Source organism: Faecalibacterium sp. PGM34 (assembly GCF_054456555.1).
Genome location: NZ_CM136898.1, coordinates 239,582 through 262,873 on the forward strand (window position 1 = coordinate 239,582; position 23,292 = coordinate 262,873).

Here is a 23,292-nt window from a genome sequence, read left to right on the forward strand (position 1 = left end):
GGCTGATTTTTCTCCAGTCTATCTTACCGGACGGCTGTGACCATTTTTTAGTCCAATTGTAAAGATTCTATGTTATATGCCGCCGGAGCCGCGGGCGGCTCGTGGGTCAGCTCGTAGAGCAGCTGCTCCGCTTCCTGTAACCAGCGGTCGGCGTCCGGCTCGTGCTCCCGCTGCAAAATGGTAAAAGCCTGCTTTGCTTCTGCCGCCTGCGCCAGCGCCTTTTTGCGGGAGGTGTAGCGGGTCTCGTACTGCGCCAGCCGCAGACAGACCCGGGGCGTGTACTCGATATCCGGCACCGCTGCCGCGTTCTGCCGCGCCCGGCGGTACCACAATAGTGCCTTGCCGTTATCGCCCCGGGCGGCGCAGTCATCGCCAAGGTTCAAAAGGGCGATGGGTTCGCCGCTTTCGGCTGCGGCCTTCCACAGCTTGCGCGCCTGCGCAGCGCTTTTGGGCACGCCGCGCCCCTGATACAAGCACTCGCCCAGCAGCGATAGCCCGGCAGAATTTCCCTGCTCAGCGGCTTTCTGGTAGCACTCTGCCGCTGCCGCCCAGTGTCCGGCGCGGGCGGCCTCCTTACCGGCTTCGGCTTCCTCTGCACCGGGGCCCTCTGGGGTGTGCCCTGCGTGCAGCAGACCGTTGAGCAGCGCACCGTCCAGCGAGGCCGAGTTGCTCCATGGGTCCAGCACCACGCCGTCGATGCCCGGGGTGTCCAGCGCCAGCTGCATGGCCTGTTCCAAGGTGCGGTCAGCCATGGGGCGGCTTGCGGTGCTGCGGTCCGCACCGGCAGCTGCCACCGAGGTAAACAGCGGCAGCCAGCAGCGCCCTTTATCGTTGCGCAGCGTCCACAAGGCAAGACCGTCGGCCTTTTCTGCCGGAATGGGGTGCTCCATCCACGGGGCGGGCGCACCCTGCGCCGAAAGCGCCGTTTGCAGCGGCACCAGCACATGGGTCTCCAGCTCCAGCGCGTAATTCAAGGCGCTCATCAAAGACCAGAAGCTTTCCTCATTCTGCCCCTTGTACAGCCTCTGCACTGCCTGCTCGATAGCCGGGCAGCCGGTGCCGCGCGGGCTGTACACCGGTGCGGTGCGGCTGCGGCGGCTGCCCACCGGGCGGAAGCGTACCCCGCCGTCTGTTCGTCTTACCATTGTGTTCACCATACTTCCCTATCAATCTCAGCTCTAGTATAACAGGATTTGGCAGCTTGTACAATGCAAAACGCAGCTGCTGCACTGGATTTTCAGCATACAGCGCGCTATAATAAGGTAGATTTTGACCCCCAAAGGAGGAATTTTTTTGAACCGGATGCTTGGCTACCTGAAGGGCTACGAGCGCGAAAGTGTGCTTGCACCGCTCTTTAAGATGCTGGAAGCCACCTTTGATCTGTTTGTGCCGCTGGTCATGGCCGATATCGTCAATGTTGGCATTGCAGCACATGACCTGCATTATATTCTGGTGCGGTGCGGCCTTTTGCTGCTGCTGGCTTTCATCGGCCTTACCTGCAGCCTGACCGCGCAGTATTTTTCCGCCAAGGCGGCGGTGGGCTACTCCACCGCGCTGCGGCACGCTCTGTTTGCCCATATCCAGAGCCTGAGCTTTTCAGAGATGGATACGCTGGGCACCAGCACCCTTATCACCCGCATGACCAGCGATATCAATCAGGTGCAGAGCGGGCTCAACCTGTTTTTGCGCCTGTTCCTGCGCAGCCCCTTTGTAGTGCTGGGCGCTATGGTCATGGCCTTTACGGTCAACGCCCGGGCGGCAATGATCTTTGTAGTCACCATCCCGCTGCTCAGCGTGGTGGTGTTTGGTGTGATGGTCATCACCCGTCCGCTGTACAAGACGGTGCAGACCCGGCTGGATCGGGTGCTGGGTCTGACCCGCGAGAACCTGACCGGCGTGCGCGTGGTGCGCGCTTTTGATAAGGAGCAGAGCGAGATCGACCGCTTTGAGCACGCCAACGCCCTGCTGACCGGGATGCAGCTGCACGTCGGCCATCTTTCGGCGCTGATGAACCCGCTGACCTATGTGCTCATCAACCTTTCCATCGTGGCGCTGCTGTATGTGGGCAGCATCGAGATCAACGTGGGCGGCATGGCCTCCGGCGATGTCATTGCGCTGGTGAACTACATGAACCAGATCCTTGTGGAGCTGGTAAAGCTTGCCAATCTCATCGTACAAATCAGCAAGGCGCTGGCCTGCGCGGGCCGTGTGCAGGCGGTGCTGGACACCAAACCCGGCATGACCTTCCCGGCAGAACTGCTGGGCGAAGTGCCCGCCGACAAAAGCGGCGATGCCGTGCGCTTTGACCATGTAGGGCTGACCTACACCGGGGCGGGCGCACCCAGCCTGACCGATATCAGCTTTACCGCCAAAAAAGGCCAGACCATCGGCGTCATCGGCGGCACCGGCAGCGGCAAATCCAGCCTTGTAAACCTCATCCCGCGCTTTTACGATGCCACCGAGGGCAGCGTGGAGATCTTTGGCCGTCCGGTGCAAAGCTACCCCCGGGACGCTTTACGCGGCAGGGTGGCGGTGGTCATGCAGAAGGCGCAGCTCTTCGGCGGCACCATCCGCTCCAATCTGCTGTGGGGCAACAAGGATGCCACCGATGCCGACCTGTGGGCGGCGCTGGAAACGGCACAGGCCGCAGACTTTGTGCGTGCAAAGCCCCTTGGGCTGGACGAGCCGGTGGAGCAGGGCGGACGTAACCTCTCCGGCGGACAGAAGCAGCGCCTGACCATCGCCCGTGCGCTGGTGGGCAAGCCGGACATTCTGATTTTGGATGACAGCGCCAGCGCGCTGGACTACGCCACCGACGCCGCCCTGCGCAAGGCACTGGCGGCGCTGCCCGGGGCACTGACTGTGTTCATCGTCAGCCAGCGTGCCGCCAGTTTGCAGCACGCCGACCAGATCTTAGTATTGGATGACGGTCATCTGGTGGGCATCGGCACCCACAGCGCCCTGCGCAGCAGCTGCCCGGTGTACGAGGAGATCTACGAGAGCCAGTTCAAGAAAGGGGAGGCAGAAGCATGAGTGCAAAAGCAAAAAACAAGCTGACCCCGCAGCAGCGCAAGGCCACCCTGAACCGGGTGCTGCACAAGATACGCCCGTACAGCATTTTTGTGGTGTGCAGTCTGCTGGTGGCGGCGGTAAGCGTAGCCGCCCAGCTGTATATCCCCATCCTGTGCGGCGACGCCATTGATAAGATGCTGGGCAAGGGCAATGTAGACCTTGCCGGGGTGCTGCGCATTGCAGTGAGCATTCTGGTGGTGGCAGCCGTAGCCGCCCTTGCGCAGTGGCTTTTGAGCGTGTGCAACAACCGCATCACCTTTTCGGTCAGCCGCGACCTGCGCAACGAGGCGCTGCGCAAGATCCAGACCTTGCCGCTGTCCTATCTGGACAGCCACCCCTCCGGCGATATCGTCAGCCGCATGGTGGCAGATGTGGACACCTTTGCGGACGGTCTATTGATGGGCTTTACCCAGCTGTTCTCCGGCATTCTGACCATCTTTGGCACCCTGCTGTTCATGCTGCGGGAAAACGTGCCCATTACGCTGGTGGTGGTGTGCATCACCCCGCTGAGCCTTGTGGTGGCGGGCTTTCTGGCAAAGCGCAGCTACGGCTACTTCCAGAGCCAGAGCACCGTCCGCGGCAAGCAGACCGCGCTGGTCAACGAGATGGTCGAGGGCCAGAAGGTGGTGCAGGCCTTTGGCCACGAAGCCGAGAGCCTTGCCGCCTTTGACAAAGTGAACGGACAATTACAGGACGTGAGCCTGAAGGCTATCTTTTTCTCCAGCCTGACCAACCCCGCCACCCGCTTTGTGAACAACATCGTGTACGCGGGCGTGGGGCTTGTGGGGGCGCTGTACGCCGTGCGCGGCGGCATCACCATCGGCCAGCTGAGCGTCTTTTTAAGCTACGCCAACCAGTACACCAAACCCTTCAACGAGATCTCGGGCGTTGTCACCGAGCTGCAGAACGCACTGGCCTGCGCCGCCCGGGTGTTTGAATTGCTGGACGCCGAGGATCAGGTGCCGGAGGCCGAAAACGCCGCCGCCTTGCAGCCGGACGGCCATGTGCAGCTGCAGGATGTATCCTTCCGCTACCTGCCGGACCGCCCGCTCATTGAGGGGCTCTCGCTGGACGTGCAGCCCGGCCAGCGCATCGCCATCGTAGGCCCTACCGGCTGCGGCAAGACCACCCTCATCAACCTGCTTATGCGGTTCTATGATGTAAACAGCGGCAGCATCAGGGTGTCTGGCACCGATATCCGGGATGTGACCCGCGCTTCCCTGCGCGGCAGCTACGGCATGGTGCTGCAGGACACCTGGCTGCGCGCCGGTACGGTGCGGGAGAACATCGCCTACGGCAAGCCGGACGCTACCATGGACGAGGTGATCGCCGCCGCCAAGGCTGCCCATGCCCACAGCTTTATCCGCCGCCTGCCCGATGGCTACAATACCGTCATTGCAGAGGACGGCGGCAACATCAGTCAGGGACAAAAGCAGCTGCTCTGCATCGCCCGCGTGATGCTCTGCCTGCCGCCCATGCTGATCTTGGACGAAGCTACCTCCTCCATTGATACCCGCACCGAGGTACGCATCCAGAAGGCTTTTGCCCGCATGATGCAGGGGCGCACCAGCTTCATCGTGGCGCACCGCCTTTCCACCATCCGGGAAGCAGACGTCATCCTTGTGATGAAGGACGGCCATATCGTGGAGCAGGGCAACCACGACCAGCTGCTGGCGCAGGGCGGCTTCTATGCCAAGCTCTACAACAGTCAGTTCGAGGGCGTGCAGACCTGAGAACACTGTTGTATCCTATCCAGCCTGTAATAACAAATGCCGAAAATGCGTTTTGTTAAATAAAACGGGCTGAATAGGCGCTCATTCACAGAATGTTAATAATAAGTTAACATTCAGTACACCACTTTTCGGTATACATAGGGCAACAAAGGCGCGCAGTACGCCGAATCCCCGCCAAAAAGGGCAGAAATACGCAGACCGCTGTGGTGTGCAGCGGCCTTGGAAACGCCCTTGGTACAGGAAAGGAAACGTTACTTATGAAAATTGGTTTTTGGGAACTTATCGTCATCGTCATCGTGGCGTTTGTGTTCATCGGTCTGGACCAGCTGCCTGTCTACGCAAAGAAGATCGGCAAGATGCTCCGCGAGCTGAAGAAGTACACCGGCGCTGCTTCTGAGGAAATCCAGAAGAACGTGGTGGAGCCCCTGAACGAGATCCAGGCACCCCTGAAAGAAGCTGTTGCCCCCCTGACCGATATCAAGAAGGATATCGACAGCAGCATGCGGGATGTGACCAAGAGCTTTACCGGCATTGGCAAGACCAGCAAGGAGGAGGCCGCAAAGAAGCAGGCTGAGACCGAGGAGGTCACCGACCTGACCGAGGATGCTGTGGAGGAACTGCCCGAGCAGCCCGCCGAAGCCCCGGCAGAAGCTGCCGAAGTTGCTGAGACTCCCACCGATAAGCCGGAGCAGCCCGCTGCCGAGGCCGCACAGCCTGCCGCAGAGCCGGTGGCTGAGCCCGTGCAGGAAGCCCCTGCCGCAGCCGAAGAGGCTGCCGAAGCTGCACCCGCTGAGGAAGCAAAGGTGTAAGCGCCCCTACTTATTTATGGATGCACCCGCGCCTGCGGTTGCCAGATACATTCTGTAATACGCCCGCCACGCGGCGCGGCAAGAAAAAGGAGATATTTATTATGCGTATTGGTACTAATGAGCTGCTGATCATTCTGGTTGTCGTTCTGCTGATCTTTGAACCCAAGAACCTGCCGAAGCTGGGCAAGATGTTCGGTAAGACCATCAATGGCTTCAAGAAGGGCATGGAGGACGAGGACGCCGAGGAGTCCGAGGAGACCGTGAAGAAGGCTGATAAGAAGGACGAAGACGAGGAGTAATTGTGGCTACAAGCAAAAAGCGCAAAAAGAAAGCCGAAGTCATGGCAGAGGACGGCAGCATGACGCTGACCGACCATCTGAAAGAACTGCGGAACCGGCTCATCATCTGCGCGGTGGTGTTTGTGGTGGGCGTGGTGGTCTCGCTGGCGTATGCAGACCGTCTGATCGATCTGCTTACCGCCATGGGCCGCGACTATTATCAGTTCGTGTCCATTGCCCCGCAGGAAAAACTGATGCAGTATTTCCGGGTGTCCATTCTGGCAGGTGTGGTGGTAACGGTGCCTGTGGCCTTTTACAACATCTACGCCTTTGCAAAGCCGGGCCTGAAAAAGAGCGAAAGCACCTTTTTCAAGCTGGTCATGCTGCTGGGTCTGATTTTGTTCTGCGTAGGCGTGCTGTTCGCCTATAAGCTCATGATGCCGTTCATGCTGCGGTTCCTCAGCACCGGCATCGAGGGTGCTGAGTACATCCAGACCACCACCAGTATCGAAAGCTACGTCAACCTCTGCCTGACCATGTTCATCATCTTTGGCTGTGTGTTTGAGATGCCGCTGATCACCATCATCCTTTCCAAGATGGGCATCATCAACCCGCAGATCCTCAAGCAGGTGCGCGGCGTAGCCATCGTGGTCATCTTCTTCATCGCCGCTGTAGTCACCCCGCCGGACATCGTGTCCCAGTGCATGGTGGCTGGCCCCATGGTGCTGCTGTACTTTGTCAGCATCTTGCTGAGCGGCATCTTCTATAAGCCGCGTGATACGGACGAGGATGACGAGGACGAAGAAGAGGAAGAAGCAGAGAGCAAGGACTGATCCCGCTTCCGTTCCGGTTTTCATCAACTGAATCAAACGCCGCTGCACAGCCGTGCAGCGGCGTTTCTTGTTGGCACGGAAACACAAAGCTGCCGCACAGCTTTGTGCAGCAGCCTATGAGAAAATAAAGGAGAAACGCAGGTTCAAAAAAGATTATTTGCCCAGATGCCAGATGTCGCGGTCGTACTCGGCAATGGTGCGGTCAGAGGAGAACATGCCCGCCTTGGCAATGTTCACAAGGCACTTGCGCCGCCAGCCCATGGGGTCGCAGGCGTAATCGCTGAGCGCCTGTCCCTTGCGCACAACGTAGGCGTTGAAGTCCGGCAGGGTCTGGAACCAGTCTTTATGGATCAGTTCATCGTGCAGGCGGGTCAGGTTTTCGGCATGGCCGGCGGCCAGCATCTCCGGCCCGGTGAGGAAGCTGATGGCGCGGCGGATGTTGGCATCGCCCTCCACCCACTGGGCGGGGTCGTAGTCGCCTACGGCGTAGCGGTGGATGACCTGATCGGAGGTCTGGCCGAAGATATAGATGTTCTCCTCGCCCACCTGCTGGCTGATCTCCACGTTGGCACCGTCCATGGTGCCCAGCGTCAGCGCGCCGTTCAGCATAAACTTCATGTTGCCGGTGCCGGAGGCTTCCTTGGAAGCAAGGCTGATCTGCTCGGACAGGTCGCAGGCCGGGATGAGCTTTTCAGCGGCGGTGACATTGTAGTTTTCCACGAACACCACCTGCAGCCACTTGGACACCACCGGGTCGGCAGCAATGACTTTGGAGAGAGTCAGCAGCGCATGGATGATGTCCTTGGCAATGGTATACGCAGGCGCGGCCTTGGCGCCGAAGATGCTCACCAGCGGCACGGCAGGCAGATGCCCGGCCTTGATCTCATAGTACTGGTGGATGAGGTACAGCAGGTTGAGCTGCTGGCGCTTATACTCATGCAGGCGCTTGGACTGGATATCGAACACTGCATCGGTGTTCACGCTCACCTTCTGGGTGTGCAGCAGCCAGTCGGCCAGCGCTTCCTTGTTGGCCTTTTTCACGGCGGTCAGCTCGCTGAGCACCGTTTCGTCGTCGGCAAAGGTCAGCAGCTTTTCCAGCTCGGCGGCGTCCTTACGGAAACCGGAGCCGATGTGCTTTTCCAGCGTGGCGGTCAGGCGCGGGTCGCACTCCAGCAGCCAGCGGCGGAAGGTGATGCCGTTGGTCTTGTTGTTGAACTTTTCCGGGTACAGCTCATAGAAGCCGTGCAGCTCGGAATTTTTCAGGATCTCGGTATGCAGCGCCGCTACACCGTTGGTGGAGTGGGTGAAGTGGATGTCCATGTGTGCCATGTGCACCCGCTCGTCCTTGTCGATGATGGCAAGGCTCTCGTCCTGGGTGCGGGTGCGTGCCAGTGCGTCCAGCTTTTCAATAATGGGCATCAGCTGGGGCACCACGGCATCCAGATAGGCCCGGGGCCACTTTTCCAGTGCTTCGGCCAGAATGGTGTGGTTGGTGTAGGCGCAGGTCTTGGTAACGATCTCCACAGCCTCCTCAAATTCGATGCCGCGCGCGCCCAGCAGACGAATGAGCTCCGGGATGACCATGCTGGGGTGGGTGTCGTTGATCTGGATGGCGGCGTAGTCTGCCAGATCATGGAAGTTGCAGCCCCGGGCGGCGCACTCGGCCAGAATGAGCTGCGCACCGGCGGAGACCATCAGGTACTGCTGGTACACCCGCAGACGGCGGCCAGCCTCATCGGAATCGTCCGGGTAGAGGAAGAGGGTCAGGTTCTTATCAATAGCGGTCTTGTCGAAGGCAATGCCGTCATGGACGATGCTCTCATCGATGGTATCCAGATCGAACAGGTTCAGGGTGTTGGTGCGTCCCTCGTAGCCGGTGACCGCCAGCTTGTACAGCCGGGCGGTGTACTCCTTGCCCGCCAGCTCCACCGGGTAGGTGGTGTCGGTCTTTTCTGCCCAGCTGTGGGCAGTCAGCCACGGGTCGGGCTTTTCGTTCTGCACGCCGTCCTCAAAGGACTGGTGGAACAGACCGAAGTGGTACCGCAGACCCACGCCGTCGCCGGGCAGGTTCAGCGTTGCCAGAGAGTCGAGGAAGCAGGCAGCCAGACGCCCCAAGCCGCCGTTGCCCAGAGAAGGCTCCGGCTCTACCTCTTCAATATCGGAAAGGCGCTTTCCGGCAGCAGCCAGTGCAGACCGGGCTTCATCGTACAGCCCCAGATTGATGAGGTTGTTGGACAGCAGCTTGCCAATGAGAAATTCGGCGCTGATATAGTACAGCTTACGCCCGGTGACCGGCTGCACGCGGTCGGCGCTCTTCTGCCGTACAAGTTCCAGCAGTGCCAGATACAGCTCCTGATCGGTGCAGTCTGCCAGCAGCTTGCCGGTGATACTCTGTAACGTTTCGGTAAAGCTCATAAAAGCATCCTCCTTTGCTAGGGTATATCTGAAAATTCGAAAATTCAGTCTATTTCTTTGTTTTCAGATACACCTTACGGAAAACAGGTTTGACATCTGTACCTCAAGATATACCACATAGAACCTTCAAAATCTTGCCTAAACAGTGCAAACTATGGTACAATCCTATCATCAGGGGGTGAGACGATGCAAAATCGGGCTTCTTTGCAGGAGACAAAACAGCACGGTGCCGTGCGCTTTCCGTTCAATCTGTACCCCTGCACCATTCCGGGAGATTTTCAGCAGGTGGCACTCCACTGGCACGAGAGCATGGAGCTGGTCTTTGTCAAGCAGGGCATGGGGCTGGTACAGGTGGGCGCTGTGACCTACCCGGCTTACCGGGGGGATATCTTCCTTTTTGCCCCTGGCACGCTCCACGCGCTGCGGCAGGCAGAGGGGCAGCGCATGGAATACGAAAATATCATCTTTGAGCCGGAGCTTCTGGGCGGCGCAGAGGATCTTTGCGCCGAGAAATATCTGCTGCCGCTGCAAAGCGGTCGGCTGTCGCTGCCGGTGCGTCTGACCCCGAACGATTTGTGCTATCTGCAAGCCGCCGCCTGCCTGCGGGAGCTGGAGGATGCCAACCGCGCCAAGCGCCCCGGCTACGAGCTGCTGGTAAAAGGAGCGCTGCTGCGCTTTCTTGCCCTGCTCATTGCGCAGGGCAGGCAGTGTCTCCCCACCGAAACTGCCGACACCCAGCGGCTGAAAACCGTACTGCAATGGCTCTCGGCACATTATGCCGAGCCGCTCCGGGTAGCCGATGCCGCCGGGGTCTGCTCCTTCAGCGCCAGCCATTTTATGCGCTGGTTCCGGCAGATGACCGGACAGAGCTTTGTCGCCTTTCTGAACGAGTACCGGCTGAACACCGCAGCCGAAGCGCTGCAAACCACGGACGAGACCGTGCTGACCATCGCCTCCCGGTGCGGGTTTGAAAACCTTTCCTATTTTAACCGGGCGTTCAAGGCGCATTTCGGCATGACCCCGCGGGACTACCGGAAAAAATAAGCAAAGCGCTTGACAGCTGCGGCTGTATGGCGTGTTCCATGTGCGAAGCCCATATCAATGACGCCGTGCGCAGTGCGTTCCCTGTGGAGAAGGTCTCGTCCTCTCATTCTAAGGGCAAGACCGTGATCCTTTCCAAGGAGCCGCTGGACGAAAACGCGCTCCGCGCCGCCATCGAAGCCACCGGATACCATGTGGGCACCATCCACAGCGCACCGTATGAAAAGAAGGGGCTGTTCTCCTTTTTCAAAAAGTGATATGTCCCCCCGCCGCTGCTGGCTGACTGCCGAGGTGCTGCTGTACATCATTCTGCCGCAGGCCCACCGCAACATCATCCCTCAGCTGCATCGTCCGCTCCATGCAGGCGCGGCAGAAGAAGGCCGTGGTCTTTGCCCCGGCAAAGGCCGCATAAAACGGATCTCTACCAACCATTCTTCTTTTCACCTCTTTTTTGTTTCCACCCACAGAGAAACACCCCCGGCAGCCGTTGCGGTTGCCGGGGGTGTTTCTGTATCTTTAGATTTGCACTCGGCTTTAGTGGACAAAGCCCACGAACACCGGGCAGAGCACGGCGGTCAGCACACCGGCTACGGCGATGGAAAGGCCGCTCATGGCGCCTTCCACCTCGCCCATCTGCAGCGCCTTGCTGGTGCCCACGGCATGGGCTGCCGTGCCGATGCCCACGCCCTTGGCGATGGGGTCGGTGATGTGGAACAGCTTGCACACCGTCTCGGCCAGCAGTGCACCCACGATGCCGGTGACGATGACGATGGCACCGGTCAGGGCGGCAATGCCGCCCAGCTCTGCGGCCACGTCCATGCTGATGGCGGTGGTCACGGACTTCGGCAGCAGGGTGGCGTACTGCTCCTGGGTCAGGTCCATTGCCAGCGCCAGCGCAAAAGCGCTGCCCAGACTGACCAGCGTACCCACCGAGATGCCCGCGATGATGGCGGGCGCGTTCTTTTTGAGCAGATCCAGCTTTTCATACAGCGGGATGGCCAGCGCCACCGTGGCGGGCAGCAGCAGGTAGCTTACCGGCGCGGCGCTGGTTTTGTAGTCCCCGTAGGGGATATTGCACACCGACAGAAAAATGATGACAAAAATACTGCCCAGCAGCAGCGGGTTAAAGATGGCCTTGCCGGTCACCTTATTGATGAGCACACCCAGCCCAAAGGCTGCCAGCGTAAGCAGCACGCCCCACGCTGCCGAGCCGGTCAGAAAGTCGTTCAGCAGCTCAGTCATGGTCGGTCTCCTCCTTTTTATTGCGGGCAGTCAGCGCCTGCGTGGTGCGGCCTGCAGCCACCATCACCAGCACCGTCACCGGCAGAATGGCGATCAGGATGGGCAGCAGCAGCTGTCCCATCTCTGCCCACAGCTCCATGATGCCCGCAGCGGCGGGCACGAACAGCAGCGGAAAGATACCGGTCAGGTAGGTGCCGGTCTCCTTGACCTGCTCCAGCTTTACGACCCCGGCGGTCAGGGCTGCCAGCAGCAGCACCAAGCCGTACACACTGGCAGGTACCGGCAGCGGCAGCACCGCGTGCAGCACCTCGCCCAGAAAACAGAACGCGAGAATGCGCCCGAACTGAAAAATATACTTCGTGTCAGAACTCCCCTTTCTGGTCTTATGGTTTTATAACGAACAGACAACGGGCTTTTTGCCCGGAATTTTCTGTCTCACACAAGGTAAAAGTATACCGCAGACTGCCCGTCCCATCAACCGTAAATCTTGCCAAGAAGTTCTGCACCTTTTGCGCAGAACTGTACAAAAACGCACCGGTGCAGTTCCGGTGCGCAAGGTTCAGATCACATAATCGTTGCCGGCCTGATCCGGCAGGGCAAGATCTGCCAGCGTGATCTTGCCGAAATAGTCCGAGATCAAATCATTGAGCCCCTTCCACATCTCGTAGGTACGGCAGTTGGCCATCCGGGCGCAGGCAGAAGCGCCGGGGGTCAGGCAGCTTACCGGGGCAAGACTGCCCTCGGTGAGCATCAGGATCTCGCTTACCGTGTACTGATCCGGGCTGCGGGTCAGCCGGTAGCCGCCGCCCTTGCCGCGCAGCCCCTCCAGAAAGCCGTTCTGCACCAGCACCTTGAGGATATTCTCCAGATACTTTTCCGAGATCTCCTGCCGGGTGGCTACTTCCTTTAAGGGAACATATTTTTCAGACTGATGCTCCGCGAGGTCGATCATCACCCGCAGCGCATAGCGTCCTTTGGTCGAAACGATCATGATCCGTACTTCCTTCCGGTTAAATTTTATTATAACCCATTATACAACAGGGTAAATCACTTTTCAATCCCACATTTTTTCAAAAACCCCTTGACAAGCAGAGAAAACAGGGCTATAATGCCATCAAACCCACAAACAATGTTGGTTTAAAGGTTTAGAGGGAATCACAGCCGGGCACCCCGGCACAAGACAGGGCTACACACCCCGTAACGATATCAGAAAGAGGGACAAGTATTATGAGCAAGATCTATACCGCCGCAGATCAGTTGATCGGTCACACCCCGCTGCTGGAGCTCAGCCATATCGAGAAGGAAGAGCAGCTGCCCGCCCACGTTATTGCCAAGCTGGAGTACTTCAACCCCGCCGGTTCTGTGAAGGATCGCATTGCCAAGAAGATGATCGACGATGCCGAGGCCAAGGGTCTGCTGAAGGAAGGCTCCGTCATCATCGAGCCCACCTCCGGCAACACCGGCATCGGTCTGGCTGCTGTGGCAGCCGCCAAGGGCTACCGCATCATCATCGTGATGCCCGAGACCATGAGCGTGGAGCGCCGCCAGCTGATGAAGGCCTACGGTGCCGAGCTGGTGCTCAGCGAGGGTGCCAAGGGCATGAAGGGTGCCATTGCGAAGGCCGACGAGCTGGCAAAGGAGATCCCCAATTCCTTTATCCCCGGCCAGTTCGTGAACCCCGCCAACCCGCAGGCACACATCGAGACCACCGGCCCCGAGATCTGGGAGGACACCGATGGTAAGGTGGATATCTTTGTGGCAGGCGTTGGCACCGGCGGCACCGTGACCGGCGTAGGCAAGTACCTCAAGAGCAAGAATCCCGATGTCAAGGTGGTGGCTGTTGAGCCCGCCTCCTCCCCTGTGCTGAGCAAGGGCACTGCCGGTGCACATAAGATCCAGGGCATCGGCGCCGGCTTTGTGCCGGACGTGCTGGACACCACCGTCTATGACGAGATCATCGCCGTGGAGAACGACGACGCTTTCGCCACCGGCCGTCTGATCGGCCACAAGGAAGGCGTGCTGGTGGGCATCTCCTCCGGTGCTGCCGTCTGGGCCGCCATCCAGCTGGCAAAGCGCCCGGAGAATGCAGGCAAGAACATTGTTGTTCTGCTGCCCGATACCGGCGACCGCTACCTGTCCACCCCGCTGTTTGCTGAATAATTTCCCAAAAACTCTCCTCTCCCGCTCTGCACCCCGCAGGGCGGGAGTTTTTTATACCCCCTCAGTCATCGCTGCGCGATGCCAGCTCCCCCGAAGGGGGAGCTTTTTGCGGTAGCGGGAAGGTTTCTTATTGCACCTGAAGCTTTAGCGACAGGGCTAACGGCGTGCGCCCTCTCAGTCACCTACGGTGACAGCTCTCCCAAAGGGAGAGCCAAGAGCACTGCCGGAAGCTTCCTCATTATGCCTAATACTTTAGCAACGGGCTTTAAATCTTGGCTCCCCCTGAGAGGAAAGACTTCCCCCGCTCCGGGGGAAGATGTCACCACAGGTGGCAAAAGGGGGAATCTGGCGCGGGAGCGCCTGAGAGGGCGTGCCCCCTTTCCCCTCACTCGATTTTATGCTACAATACCGGTAACAAAAACGTTTGGAGAAACGCCCATGCTTTATTATGCTGCCCCCATGGAGGGCTTCACGGACCGGGTCTGGCGGCAGACCCATCAGAAATGGTTCGGCGCACAAGGCGCTGCCGACCGCTATTATGCGCCGTTTATCTCTCCGCCGGAGAACCGGGTGCTCATTAAAAAGAAGATGGCAGAGCTTGCCCCGGCGGCAAACCCGGGTGCACCGGTCATCCCGCAATTGCTGGCGAAGGACGGCGAACTGGCTGCGTGGATGATCGAGCAGCTGCGGGCGCTGGGCTATACCGAGGTGAACCTGAATCTGGGCTGCCCCGCCGGGACGGTGACCGCCAAGGGCAAGGGCTCCGGGATGCTGCGGGACCCGGCCAAGGTAGACGCCTTTCTGGACGGTGTATTCTCCCATGCCGAGGGGCCTGTCTCGGTCAAGACCCGGCTGGGCGCGGAGAAACCGGAGGAGTTTTCCGCCATTCTGGAAATTTACAGCCGCTACCCTATCTCGGAGCTGACCATCCACCCCCGGGTGATGCGGCAGCAATACCGCGGACAGGCCGACCGCGCCGCCTTTGCGGCTGCGCTGCCCCGGTGCACCATGCCGGTGTGCTATAACGGCGATGTGACCACTGCCGCCCAGCTCCACGCGCTGGAAGAAGAGTTTCCCACCCTGTCCGGTATCATGGTGGGTCGCGGGCTCATCGCAGACCCTGCACTCTTCCGCAGGGCGCGGGGCGGTGCACCCGCCACCAAGGAGGAGCTGCGGGGCTACCTGACCGACCTGTACCACGGCTACACCGAACTGTTCGGCAGCGCGGGCTGCGCCATCAGCCGGATGAAAGGGCACTGGTTCTACCTCATCCACTGCTTTGCCGGGGCAGAAAAGCTGGAAAAACAGCTGAAAAAGCTGCGGGAGCCGTGGGAGTATGAGGTGGTGGTGAACCAGATCTTCACCCTGCCGCTGGTGGAAAACGATTAAAATGGTCACGAAAAAAAGCCCGCCGTCTTGCAAGACAGCGGAGCTGAAAAGGACCGTATTACACGTTAAGGTAGCTGCGCAGCATGGCTTGCAGCAGATCGTCACGATCCACCTTGCGGATCATGGCACGGGCATTCTTATAGGTCGTAATGTAGGTAGGGTCTTCGGACAAAATGTAGCCCACCAGCTGATTGACCGGATTATAGCCTTTTTCCTTCAAAGCATCGTACACCTGTTGTACGATCTCGTGGATCTCATAGTCCTTTTTATCGTGGATGGAGAAAATCGCGGTTGCGTCTCCCACGCAATACACCCCCTTCGGTTGAAACTAGTCCCATTGTACACGAAATGCGCCGAAACTTCAAGATAATTACGCCGGATTTGCACATCCTGCACAAAATTTCCAGCATTGTTCCGGCAAGATGAACGATGTCCGGGCGGCATTCTGCCCGCGAAAGGAGCCTTTGTATGCTTTACGGCATCGGCTGCGACCTGTGCAGCCTTTCCCATCTGGAAAAAAGCCTTTCCTCTGCCCACGCGGCGGCCTTTGTGCGCCGGGTATACGGCCCGGCCGAGCAGGCGGCGCTGGGCCTTTGTGAAGCCTCCCCTGCGCCGCTGAACGCCCACCGCCTTGCCAGCGCCGCCGCAGATTTTGCCGCCAAGGAGGCCTTTCTCAAGGCGGCGGGCACCGGCCTGCGGGAGCCTTTTTCCCTGCGGGAGATCGAAGCCGTCCGGCAGGAGAACGGTGCCCCAGCCTACCGGTTCAGCGGACAGACCGCCGCATGGGTGGCACAGCACCGGCTGCGCGCGGCTCTCCCTGAGCCACGAGGGCGGCATGGCGCTGGCCTTCTGCACGCTGGAAGAGGAAAGCTGACCGCCCTTTGTGCATACAATGGAATATCGCCCCCGCACTGCATAAGCCGCACCCGGTCTGCGCATACTGAGAGCAGACAGGATGCGCCGGACGCATCACATAGCGGGGCACATCCTCCAGACAAACAGGAGGGAGATTCCATGGAGGTACACAGAGGAGAAGTTTTCTACGCCGATCTTTCGCCGGTGGTGGGCTCGGAGCAGGGCGGTGTGCGCCCGGTGCTGATCGTACAGAACGAGATCGGCAACCGGCACAGCCCCACGGTAATCGCGGCAGCCATTACATCCCGGCTGGACAAGACCCGCCTGCCCACCCATATCAACATCCGGGCGGCAGACACCGGCCTTGCCAAGGACAGCGTAGTGCTGCTGGAGCAGATCCGCACGCTGGATAAGCACCGCCTGCGGGAGCGCGCCGGGCAGATCACTGCCGCCGACCAGAAGCGGGTGGATCAGGCGCTGGACGTAAGCCTTGGGCTGAGCTCGTACTGAAAAACGATTTGGAATGCGCTCCGCTGTGCTCTGCGCATCATCAGCGGAAAAAAGATTTTTTAATTTGGGGTTCTGAAAAGCCTGCGGGCTTTTCAGAACCCCTTTTTCACGGGAGGAGTCGTAGAGGAAAACGGCATTTGCAGCTTCTCTCTATGCCCTATGAAAAAAGGGATAGCAGAACCCACGCGGGTGTTCTGCTATCCCAAAATACATTATTACTCGATCAGACCATTGAGCAGGGTCAGGCACTTGCGGCTGTGCAGCTTTCGGATAGCCTTGGCTTCGATCTGGCGCACACGCTCACGGGTGACGCCGAAGTCGCGGCCGACCTCCTCCAGCGTGCGGGGACGGCCATCATCCAGACCAAAGCGCAGGCGGATGACCTTTTCCTCGCGGGGGGTCAGGCTCTTGAGTGCCAGATTGATCTGCTGTGCCACCATGGCGCGGTCGGCTGCCTTGCCGGGTGCTTCGGCGTTTTCGTCGGCGACGAAATCACCCAGAGAGGAATCCTCTTCCTCACCCACGGGGCTTTCCAAGCTGGCGGGCTCCTGTGCCATGCGCTGGATCTCGCGCACGCGCTCCACGCTCATGTCCATGGCCTTTGCCAGCTCCTCCGGGGTGGGCTCGTGACCGTTCTGGTACACCAGCTGGTTGGTAGCCTGACGCATCCGGTTGATGGTCTCCACCATGTGCACCGGGATGCGGATGGTACGGGCCTGATCCGCAATAGCGCGGGTGATGGCCTGACGGATCCACCAGGTAGCGTAGGTGGAGAAGCGGAAGCCGCGGTCGCAGTCGAACTTCTCGGCAGCCTTGATCAGGCCGATGTTGCCCTCCTGAATGAGGTCAAGAAAGGCCAGATTATGGCCAACATGCTTCTTGGCGATGGACACCACCAGACGCAGGTTCGCTTCGCTCAGGCTGCGGCGGGCGTTCAGGCCATCGCGGCGGGTCTTGAGCAGCTCCTGACGGCGCTCCTCGCTCAGGGTGCCGTTCTCCACGGCTTCCATGGCCTTTTCCTCGTCTGCCTTCTCCTCGGCATCCTCGGCAGACTTTTCGCCGTCCTCGTCCAGATCCTCGGTGTAGCTGCGGCTGTTCTCGTCCTCCTCAAAGGAGAAGCGGGCGCTGTTCTTCTTGATGTACTCCGGCGCACCGTATTTCTGGCGGTCTGCCTGCAAAATGTGCGCAGCCTCGGCACCGGCATGGATGCGGCGGCTCAGCTCCACCTCCTGCTCGGCGCTCAGCAGCGGGATCTGACCGATCTGCTTGAGGTAGTTCTTCACCGGGTCGTCCAGCAGCTCGTCCATGGCAGCCTTCAGGTCTGCCGGGTTCTCCTCGGCATCCTCTTCGTTCTCATCGGCAAGGCCCATGTCATCGTTGTTGTTCTCGGCGTTCTCCACCTCAGCAATGATGCTGTCCACGTCCAGACTCGGCTCGTTCTCTTCCTCCAGGATCTTGATGCCGCGCTCTTCCAGCAGGGTGTAGAGGGTGTCTACATCCATGCGGCATTGTGCCGCCAGCGCCTTGGCCTCCTGTGCAGAGAGGGTGCCCTCGCCCTTAGTCAACAGTTCCTTCAAAGTCATGCCCATTTTTTCTCTCCTTCCCACTCCGGGGAAAATTCTGTAATATCGCCCTGTGCATCAGATCACAAGGCCGCCGTTCACCCCAAACACCTGTCCGGTAATGTATCCGGCATCCTCGCCGGCCAGAAAGACCAGCAGCTTTGCAACTTCTTCCGGGGTGCCCAGCCGACCCACAGGGGTCTCCTCGGCCAGCGCCGCCTTGTCCTCGGCGGTAAAGGCCGCCATCATATCGGTCTCAATGACCCCCGGCGCTACGCAGTTCACCGTGATGCCGCTGGGGCCTTCTTCCTTGGCCAGTGCCTTGGTCAGGCCGATGAGCCCGGCTTTCGCGGCGGAATAGTGCACCTCGCAGCTGCCGCCGGTCTGGCCCCACATACTGCTCACGGTCAGGATGCGGCCCTGCTTGCGGCGGATCATGCCGGGCAGTGCCAGCTGGCACAGGTGGAACGCGCCGCTCAGGTTCACGTCCAGCATCCGCTGCCATTCCTCCGGGGTGATGTCGGTAAACAGCTTCTGCTGCGCGATACCGGCGTTGCACACCAGCACATCCACCCTGCCCATGGCCTGCTCCACTGCATGGAACGCCAGTTCACAGCTGGCGCGGCTGGCTACATCGCACTGGATGGCGATGCACCCGGGCAGCTGCTGCTCCAGCGCAGCGGCGGCAGCGGCATTCTGGTGGTAGAGCACCGCCACCTGATACCCTGCTACCGCAAAGGCGCGGGCAGCGGCAGCACCGATGCCCCGGTCGCCGCCGGAGATCAGCACCCGGCGCACCGCAGCGGGTGCGGCAGGGGCAGGCTGTTCTTTTACAGGCTCCGGCGCAGGCTCTGCGGGCGGCTCCGGTGCAGGCGGCTCTGCGGGCTTTTCCAGCGTGATCACCCGGGTGGGCTCGTCCACCGCAGGCGCTGCCGGTTTTTCCAGCGTCATGATGCGGGTGGGTTCGTCCACCACCGGCTCCACCGGCGCAGCCGGTTTTGCAGCCGGTGCGGCAAGGGGCTCCGGCGCAGGCTCTTCCTCCGGTACCTGAAAGGTCAGTTCAAACTCGTCCTCGTACAAGAGTGTATCCCTCCTGTTCGGTATTCTCGGCCGGGCGCAGTGCCCCAGCCGGAAAAACCCTGTGCCCATCCCCAGACAGTGCAGCGTTCCGTTCGTATGTCCGGCAAAGGTCCGGTGCTTTGGCGTGCCTGCCTGTACTTATGATGGGTTTCGACAAGATTCCATTGAATAATATACCACAATCCAGCCCAAAAAGAAAGTGGGAACTGCAATTTTTTACGCAGTTCCCACTATTTTTCCTTATTTTCCCCTGTTTTCGGGCACTGGGGGCTTCCAGCGGGGTCTGCCCGCCCGCTTTTCCCGCAGGGAAACAAAAAACGCCTGCAAAAGCTGCTGCGCCTCGGCCTCCCGCAGCCCCTTTTCCACCACCGGATGGTGGTTGAAGGGCAGCGCAAACAGGTCGGTCACCGAGCCGCAGCACCCGGCCTTGGTATCGGCAGCGCCGTACACCACCCGGCGCAAGCGGCTGTTGATGATGCCGCCCGCGCACATGGGGCAGGGCTCTAAGGTGACGAACAGCTCGCACTCCCACAGCCGCCAGCCGCCCAGCGCCTTGCAGGCGGCATCAATGGCCAGCAGCTCCGCGTGGTGCAAAGCGTTTTTCTCGGTCTCCCGGGTGTTGTGCGCCGTAGCCACCACCTCGCCGTGCCGCGCCACCACAGCGCCCACCGGCACCTCGCCCAAGGCGGCGGCTTTGGCGGCTTCTTCCAGCGCAAGACCCATCAGTTCAAAATCGGTCATGTATCCCATCCTCTCATCCCATCGCCAGCACCAGCAGGTTGTTTGCGCTGTGCAGCAGCATCCCCGGCCAGAGATGCCCGGTGCGGTCGGCAAGCCACCCCAACCCCAGCCCGCACACCAGCGCATAGGCCATGGCGGCGACGCTGCCGTGCTGCAAGGCAAACAGCACCGCCTGCAGCAGAATGGCCTGTCCCCTGCCCAGCGGCTGCGCCCGGCGCTGCACCGCACCCCGGAACATCCCTTCCTCTGCCAGCGGAGCCAGCAGGCAGACCCGGAAAAGCCGCGCTGCGCCGCCGGGCGGCGCGGGCAGCAGCACCGCCAGCGCCTTGCCCGCCAGCAGATACCCCACCGCCCAGCCAAAGGCTGACAGCAGTGCGGCGGTGCGGGGGTTCAGCTTGTGCATGGTCGGTCTCCTCCTGCTATGGTTCGTTCCCGGTTATAGTACCATATCTGCCGCCGGGTGTGCAAGGTTTCGGCGTTCTGTCGCGGCAAATTTATGCAAAATATTGACACATTGCCCTACATGGTGGTATAATAATTTCCAACCTTTTTGACGAAAAAGTTGTGTATACTGTATTTTACCGGTAGACCGGAGGTATTATTATGATCCGTATCCTCACCGATTCCGCGTGCGACATCCTGCCCGCCGAGGCGCAGCAGCTGGGCGTGACCGTGATCCCCCTGAACGTGACGCTGGAGGACGGCACTGTCCTGCGGGACGGCATCGACATGACCCCCAGCGAATACTATACCCATCTGGCAGCCTGCCGCAAGCTGCCCACCACCAGCCAGCCCAGCCCGGAGCAGTTCGAGCGGCTGTATCTGGATGCCGCTGCCGCCGGGGACGAGGTGCTGGGCATCTTTTTGTCCGATGCGCTGTCCGGCACCGGTCAGTGCGCAAAAATTGCTGCCGACCTTGCCAACGTGGACAATGTGGTATTCGTGAACACCGAGAACGTCTGTCTGGGACAGTCTTTGCTGGTGCGTCTGGCGGTGCAGCTGCGGGACGCCGGCAAAACCATCACCCAGATCGCTGCCGATCTGGAAAAAGCCAAGCAGCACCTGCATCTGGTAGCCGCTGTGGACGATCTGAAGTACCTGCGCAAGGGCGGCAGACTGTCTGCCGCCGCCGCTGTGGCGGGCGGTATGCTGGGCATTAAGCCCATCCTCGCCGTCATAGAGGGCAAGGTGGCACTGGCCGGTAAGGCACGCGGTCTGCCCGGCGTGTATGTGGCACTGTTCAAAAAGATCGACGAGATGGGCGGCATCCACCCGGACTACACCCCGCTGCTGGGCTACACCGTCAACCCCCGGGAGCTGCAGCCGCTGCTGACCTACCTGCAGGACAACCTGCATCTGGACGCACCGCTGGTGCGCCAGATCGGCTGCGTCATCGGCACCCACACCGGCCCCGGTGCCTTCGGCATCGCGTTCTTTGATAAAGAGCTGGCGCTGGAATAAAACCTATTAGTAAAAACAAGTCGGACAGCCCGCTGGCTGCCCGACTTGTTTTTTATCCGTGAAAATGTCATACCGGAGCGTCCGCAGACGCTCCGGTATGACGAAATATAAAATATTCTTTCCGCTATTGATGCGCAGAGCAGCGCGGAGCGCATTCCAAATCGTCCCGCCCTGCCTTACAGCACCGCGTCCGAGATGAGCTTGCCCAGCAGCAGCACCAGCACCACCAGCATCATGGGGCGGATGAAGCGGGCACCCTTTTTCAGGGCGAAGTGGGAGCCCAGCAGGTTGCCCAGAATGTTGCTGACTGCACAGGGGATGCCGATGTGGAACACCACCAGACCGTTCATCAGGTAGGTGAACAGGCTGGCGTAGTTGCTGGCCAGATTGAGCACCTTGCCGTTGCCGTTGGCGGTGCGCAGGTCAAAGCCCATCAGGGTGGTAAAAGCGATGATGGCAAAGGTGCCGGTGCCCGGGCCCATGACGCCATCGTACAGGCCGATGCCAAAGCCGATAGCCAGCGCCAGTAGGATCTTTTTCAGGCCCAGCGTGCCGTCGTCCCGGTTCTCGTCCGGCAGGTTGCGCTGCCACAGGATGATGACCGCCGCCACCGGCAGGATGATGAACATCATGGTGCGCAGCATCTCGTCGCTGAGCAGCAGCACGATGTGCGCACCCAGCGCACTGCCCGCAAAGCTGCCGATGGCCGCAAGAACACCCACCTTCACATTCATGGCACCGCTTTTGAAAAAGCTTGCCGTGGCAAAGGTCGTGCCGCAGGCGGCGCTGAACTTGTTGGTTGCATAGGTGTAGTGGGGCGGCAGCCCGGCGAACAGATAGGCAGGCAGGCTGATCAGCCCGCCGCCGCCGGCTGCCGAATCCACAAAACCTGCAAAGCCGGTCATCAGAATGAGAAACGCCATCATCCACGGCGAGATCGTGATACCCATTGTTATAATTCCTCTTATCTTTCCAAGTCGTTTGTTCTTTTTCAGGGGACGCGCGCCTCAGACCATATAAAACCTCCCCTCGCAGGGCAATACACAGCCCGGGATACCCGCGCAGCGCAGGAGTATCCCGGGCATATTTTGCAATTTTAAGACGTTTTATTACAGGTTGTTTTTAAAGAAGCGGTAGGCGTTGCGCCAGTAGATGGCCTCCACCTCGTCCTCGGTAAAGCCCTCGCGGCGCAGTGCCTCGGCCAGCAGCGGCATATCTGCCGCCGTTTCCAGCTCGTGCTGGCCGCCGATGCCGTCAAAATCGCTGCCAAGGCTGATGACCTCAATGCCGCCCACCTGCTTGAAGTGCGCCGCGTGCTTTGCCAGCCGCTCCACCGTGCTGCGGCAAAGCTTCGGGTGTGCCGAGTCTGCGTCCACAAAGGAAGCGCAGTAGTTCAGCCCCGCAATGCCGCCTTTTTCTGCCAGTGCGCGGATCATCTCATCGGTCAGGTTGCGGTTGTGGGGCGACAGAGCACGGCAGTTGGAGTGACTTGCCGCAAAGGGACGGGTGCTGTGGTTTGCGATGTCCCAGAAGCCCTTATCGGAAAGGTGGCTCACGTCTGCGGTGATATGCAGCCTTTCCATTTCTTCCAAAAAGGCAAAGCCCCGCTCGGTCAGGCCGGTCTCGGTGTTGGCTACCAGCGGCCCGCCGGGGTTTGCGTTGGGGGCTGCCAGCTCGTTGGGGTAGTTCCATGTCAGGGTCATCATGCGCACGCCCAGCTCCTGCAGCCGCCGCAGCACGCCCAGACTGCCCTTGCAGCAGCCGCCCTCTTCCACCGTCAGCATGGCGCTGAGCTTGCCTTCGGCGCGGTTGCGCTCAAGGTCGGCGGCGGTGTACACCGGGGCGATTTTTTCCGGGTAAGCTGCCATGAGCCGCTTGAAGATGTCGATCTCCTCCAGCACGCTTACCAGCGGGTCGGCTCCGGGTGCGGGGTCGGCCAGATCCACATAGGCCGCAAAGCATTGCAGCAGATAATCCCCCTGCTGCAATTTTTCGAGGTCGATATGCAGATCGTTGTGCAAAAAGCTTTTGGGTGCGCCCGCCTTTTCGGCGCGGCGCAGTTCGTACAGGGTATCGCAATGCAGATCCCAAACCTTCATGATGGATGCACT

At 60.0% G+C, this 23,292-nt stretch carries 24 protein-coding genes and 1 pseudogene; 12 read left to right on the plus strand and 13 right to left on the minus strand.

Annotated elements, in window-relative coordinates; all coding sequences use genetic code 11:
• Positions 1-47: 47 nt before the first annotated feature.
• Complete coding sequence (locus tag ACXPUX_RS01160) at positions 48-1,145, minus strand: SseB family protein (protein ID WP_458829403.1); 1,098 nt, start codon at positions 1,143-1,145, stop codon at positions 48-50.
• 148 nt (positions 1,146-1,293) lie between these two features.
• Here ACXPUX_RS01160 and ACXPUX_RS01165 point away from each other — a divergent pair, with 148 nt between their 5' ends.
• The 5 genes from ACXPUX_RS01165 (at position 1,294) to tatC (ending at position 6,725) form a co-directional block, all read left to right on the plus strand.
• Positions 1,294-3,033, plus strand: a complete 1,740-nt coding sequence (locus ACXPUX_RS01165; RefSeq protein ID WP_458829405.1) for an ABC transporter ATP-binding protein — start codon at positions 1,294-1,296, stop codon at positions 3,031-3,033.
• On the plus strand, positions 3,030-4,805 hold the full coding sequence (locus tag ACXPUX_RS01170) for an ABC transporter ATP-binding protein (protein WP_458829407.1): 1,776 nt from the start codon (positions 3,030-3,032) through the stop codon (positions 4,803-4,805). The genes ACXPUX_RS01165 and ACXPUX_RS01170 overlap by 4 nt, the downstream gene beginning before the upstream one ends.
• A gap of 257 nt (positions 4,806-5,062) precedes the next feature.
• Positions 5,063-5,614 (plus strand): Sec-independent protein translocase subunit TatA/TatB, encoded by a 552-nt coding sequence (locus tag ACXPUX_RS01175; protein ID WP_458829409.1) that lies wholly within the window; start codon positions 5,063-5,065, stop codon positions 5,612-5,614.
• A 101-nt stretch (positions 5,615-5,715) separates the two neighbouring features.
• Positions 5,716-5,913 (plus strand): twin-arginine translocase TatA/TatE family subunit, encoded by a 198-nt coding sequence (tatA, locus tag ACXPUX_RS01180; RefSeq protein WP_458829411.1) that lies wholly within the window; start codon positions 5,716-5,718, stop codon positions 5,911-5,913.
• Positions 5,914-5,915: 2 nt separating this feature from the next.
• Positions 5,916-6,725: a twin-arginine translocase subunit TatC gene (gene tatC, locus ACXPUX_RS01185; RefSeq protein ID WP_458829413.1), complete on the plus strand. Its 810-nt coding sequence runs from the start codon at positions 5,916-5,918 to the stop codon at positions 6,723-6,725.
• 153 nt (positions 6,726-6,878) lie between these two features.
• Here tatC and ACXPUX_RS01190 read toward each other — a convergent pair whose 3' ends face one another.
• A complete protein-coding gene (locus ACXPUX_RS01190) occupies positions 6,879-9,140 on the minus strand; it encodes a glycogen/starch/alpha-glucan phosphorylase (protein ID WP_458829415.1) in 2,262 nt (753 codons plus the stop codon).
• 186 nt (positions 9,141-9,326) lie between these two features.
• Between ACXPUX_RS01190 and ACXPUX_RS01195 the strand changes: the two genes are divergently transcribed.
• Together ACXPUX_RS01195 and ACXPUX_RS01200 are read left to right on the plus strand one after the other, a co-directional pair.
• A complete protein-coding gene (locus ACXPUX_RS01195) occupies positions 9,327-10,184 on the plus strand; it encodes a helix-turn-helix transcriptional regulator (RefSeq protein ID WP_458829417.1) in 858 nt (285 codons plus the stop codon).
• Positions 10,185-10,210: 26 nt separating this feature from the next.
• On the plus strand, positions 10,211-10,438 hold the full coding sequence (locus ACXPUX_RS01200) for a heavy-metal-associated domain-containing protein (protein WP_458829419.1): 228 nt from the start codon (positions 10,211-10,213) through the stop codon (positions 10,436-10,438).
• Here ACXPUX_RS01200 and ACXPUX_RS01205 read toward each other — a convergent pair.
• The 4 genes from ACXPUX_RS01205 to ACXPUX_RS01220 all read right to left on the minus strand — a co-directional run bounded on the left by ACXPUX_RS01205 (position 10,428) and on the right by ACXPUX_RS01220 (position 12,414).
• A complete protein-coding gene (locus ACXPUX_RS01205) occupies positions 10,428-10,613 on the minus strand; it encodes a hypothetical protein (protein ID WP_458829421.1) in 186 nt (61 codons plus the stop codon). The genes ACXPUX_RS01200 and ACXPUX_RS01205 overlap by 11 nt on opposite strands.
• A 102-nt stretch (positions 10,614-10,715) precedes the next feature.
• Positions 10,716-11,423 (minus strand): LrgB family protein, encoded by a 708-nt coding sequence (locus ACXPUX_RS01210; RefSeq protein WP_458829423.1) that lies wholly within the window; start codon positions 11,421-11,423, stop codon positions 10,716-10,718.
• The gene (locus ACXPUX_RS01215; RefSeq protein WP_458831126.1) at positions 11,416-11,775 is read right to left on the minus strand and encodes a CidA/LrgA family protein; all 360 of its coding nucleotides are present in this window, start codon (positions 11,773-11,775) and stop codon (positions 11,416-11,418) included. Before ACXPUX_RS01215 ends, ACXPUX_RS01210 begins: the two co-directional genes overlap by 8 nt.
• Positions 11,776-11,982: 207 nt before the next feature.
• Positions 11,983-12,414, minus strand: a complete 432-nt coding sequence (locus tag ACXPUX_RS01220) for an RrF2 family transcriptional regulator (RefSeq protein WP_113992640.1) — start codon at positions 12,412-12,414, stop codon at positions 11,983-11,985.
• A gap of 236 nt (positions 12,415-12,650) precedes the next feature.
• Here ACXPUX_RS01220 and cysK point away from each other — a divergent pair, with 236 nt between their 5' ends.
• Together cysK and ACXPUX_RS01230 are read left to right on the plus strand one after the other, a co-directional pair.
• A complete protein-coding gene (gene cysK, locus ACXPUX_RS01225; RefSeq protein WP_005922795.1) occupies positions 12,651-13,583 on the plus strand; it encodes a cysteine synthase A in 933 nt (310 codons plus the stop codon).
• A gap of 438 nt (positions 13,584-14,021) precedes the next feature.
• Positions 14,022-14,972, plus strand: coding sequence for a tRNA dihydrouridine synthase (locus ACXPUX_RS01230; RefSeq protein ID WP_458829426.1), 951 nt, complete (start codon positions 14,022-14,024; stop codon positions 14,970-14,972).
• 58 nt (positions 14,973-15,030) lie between these two features.
• On the opposite strand, the gene ACXPUX_RS01235 is transcribed toward ACXPUX_RS01230, so the two are convergent.
• A complete protein-coding gene (locus ACXPUX_RS01235; RefSeq protein ID WP_005921243.1) occupies positions 15,031-15,276 on the minus strand; it encodes an IreB family regulatory phosphoprotein in 246 nt (81 codons plus the stop codon).
• Between the two features lie 164 nt (positions 15,277-15,440).
• Between ACXPUX_RS01235 and ACXPUX_RS01240 the strand changes: the two are divergent.
• Positions 15,441-15,710: pseudogene (locus ACXPUX_RS01240) on the plus strand (4'-phosphopantetheinyl transferase superfamily protein); the annotation flags it as partial.
• Between the two features lie 276 nt (positions 15,711-15,986).
• Positions 15,987-16,337: a type II toxin-antitoxin system PemK/MazF family toxin gene (locus tag ACXPUX_RS01245; protein ID WP_005921241.1), complete on the plus strand. Its 351-nt coding sequence runs from the start codon at positions 15,987-15,989 to the stop codon at positions 16,335-16,337.
• A 215-nt stretch (positions 16,338-16,552) separates the two neighbouring features.
• Here the strand turns inward: ACXPUX_RS01245 and ACXPUX_RS01250 are convergent, their stop codons facing one another.
• From ACXPUX_RS01250 to ACXPUX_RS01265, 4 genes are all read right to left on the minus strand, one after another.
• A complete protein-coding gene (locus ACXPUX_RS01250) occupies positions 16,553-17,926 on the minus strand; it encodes a sigma-70 family RNA polymerase sigma factor (RefSeq protein ID WP_458829428.1) in 1,374 nt (457 codons plus the stop codon).
• Positions 17,927-17,977: 51 nt separating this feature from the next.
• The gene (gene ymfI / locus ACXPUX_RS01255; protein WP_458829430.1) at positions 17,978-18,979 is read right to left on the minus strand and encodes an elongation factor P 5-aminopentanone reductase; all 1,002 of its coding nucleotides are present in this window, start codon (positions 18,977-18,979) and stop codon (positions 17,978-17,980) included.
• 240 nt (positions 18,980-19,219) lie between these two features.
• Positions 19,220-19,720 carry a nucleoside deaminase gene (locus tag ACXPUX_RS01260; RefSeq protein WP_044959752.1) on the minus strand — a complete coding sequence of 167 codons (501 nt, stop codon included), beginning with the start codon at positions 19,718-19,720 and terminating at the stop codon, positions 19,220-19,222.
• Positions 19,721-19,733: 13 nt separating this feature from the next.
• A complete protein-coding gene (locus ACXPUX_RS01265; protein ID WP_458829433.1) occupies positions 19,734-20,123 on the minus strand; it encodes a lysostaphin resistance A-like protein in 390 nt (129 codons plus the stop codon).
• A 200-nt stretch (positions 20,124-20,323) separates the two neighbouring features.
• On the opposite strand from ACXPUX_RS01265, the gene ACXPUX_RS01270 reads away from it, so the two are divergent.
• Positions 20,324-21,181 (plus strand): DegV family protein, encoded by an 858-nt coding sequence (locus ACXPUX_RS01270; RefSeq protein WP_458829435.1) that lies wholly within the window; start codon positions 20,324-20,326, stop codon positions 21,179-21,181.
• Between the two features lie 176 nt (positions 21,182-21,357).
• Here the strand turns inward: ACXPUX_RS01270 and ACXPUX_RS01275 are convergent, their stop codons facing one another.
• Both ACXPUX_RS01275 and ACXPUX_RS01280 read right to left on the minus strand, forming a co-directional pair.
• Positions 21,358-22,131, minus strand: coding sequence for a TSUP family transporter (locus tag ACXPUX_RS01275; protein WP_458829436.1), 774 nt, complete (start codon positions 22,129-22,131; stop codon positions 21,358-21,360).
• A gap of 159 nt (positions 22,132-22,290) precedes the next feature.
• The gene (locus ACXPUX_RS01280; RefSeq protein WP_458829438.1) at positions 22,291-23,280 is read right to left on the minus strand and encodes a dipeptidase; all 990 of its coding nucleotides are present in this window, start codon (positions 23,278-23,280) and stop codon (positions 22,291-22,293) included.
• Between the last annotated feature and the right edge of the window lie 12 nt (positions 23,281-23,292).